The following is a 1,086-nucleotide window of genomic DNA, read 5'->3' as shown; positions in this document are numbered from 1 at the left end:
TGCGTTTTCAAAACGTCTAATAGTTCAAGATTACCAATGTCGCAACATCTGAGCCGGGAGAACGCATGAGCATTACGACGGAAGTGTCGAAGTTGGCAGAGCTTCGTGCGAAAACGGATCGGCAGTTGTTCGAAATCGTCTCGAAGGCGCTGGACCACGGTCTGGTTTCGGCGACGGTCGCGGATGCCCAGTACGTCCGTGGAGACCGAGAACAGGCCGAGCGGCTTCAGGCGAGGGCACAACGGGCCTATGAAGACTCCGGCATGTTCGTGCCAGTGATATATGGACTCAGCCAACATCAACGGAATCGGCTGGAGCAGCGGCGGCGGGAACTCCGGGAGAAGCTTGAGCGGGTCGACGAATACCGGGAGCCTCTGAGGCGGACGGCGTGTTGTTGACAGTTCTGCAACGATAGGGAGGCCCGGGGCCATCCGCGGAACTCCGCATTCATCAGGCTACAAACATCGACGGGCGGGCACCGCTGAGACTGTGATTGGAAGCGTGTTTCTCGTCGGTTTGGCGTGGGCTTGGATTCGCCCGGCTCTACTGACCCGATTGCAGGTAATCCCGCGGCCGATCGCGACTTTCGCGTTGCGGCGCTGCGTCCCGACCTGCACGATGCGGCGGGACTGTTCGGCGCTGCTTGGGACCGTCAAACGCCACACAGCCCGCGCTGAACAAGACCGCCACAGAGGACCGGCTGCAAGTGTCTCATGATAACTAGACTAGGCCAGGTCCTCAAGGAAAGCGGACTGTAGTCAGCGCTGGGGCGCGAGTCGGCATCTGCGCCCTTCAGTGCGCAACTTTTGCAGTTTATTAGTAAGTTCAAGGCCATTTTAGCTGGTTCTGTTCCATAGTCTGTGCGTTTTAGCACAGAATCGCACGCAGGAGAGCGCAGACCGTGTTTCCGCTTGTATCTCGTTCCACAGCGGTGCAGTTAGTAACCCTGCCGTTGACGTGTTCACTCTTTTGTGCTTGATTCTCTGTCTGCTTCCATGCAGAATCACACCGAAGGGAGGCTTATGTCTCGCACAATCGTGTTTGCGCTTGTATCTTGTCTGACCGCGGTGCCGCTAATGAATCCTG

1 protein-coding gene is annotated in these 1,086 nt (G+C 57.4%); it reads left to right on the top strand.

Annotation, left to right across the window (positions count from 1 at the left end; all coding sequences use genetic code 11):
* Window positions 1–65: 65 nt before the first annotated feature.
* Window positions 66–398, top strand: coding sequence for a hypothetical protein (locus tag VN622_08195; protein HWR35830.1), 333 nt, complete (start codon window positions 66–68; stop codon window positions 396–398).
* The last annotated feature ends 688 nt before the right edge of the window (window positions 399–1,086 follow it).

It is taken from the genome of Clostridia bacterium (assembly GCA_035561135.1).
GTDB lineage: Bacteria > Acidobacteriota > Terriglobia > Terriglobales > Acidobacteriaceae > DATMYA01.
This window is presented reverse-complemented; position numbering and strand designations above follow the sequence as displayed.

Coding starts and splice junctions, on each gene's coding strand:
- VN622_08195 (HWR35830.1), top strand. CDS start 66: ATGAGCATTACGACGGAAGTGTCGAAGTTGGCAGAGCTTCGTGCGAAA.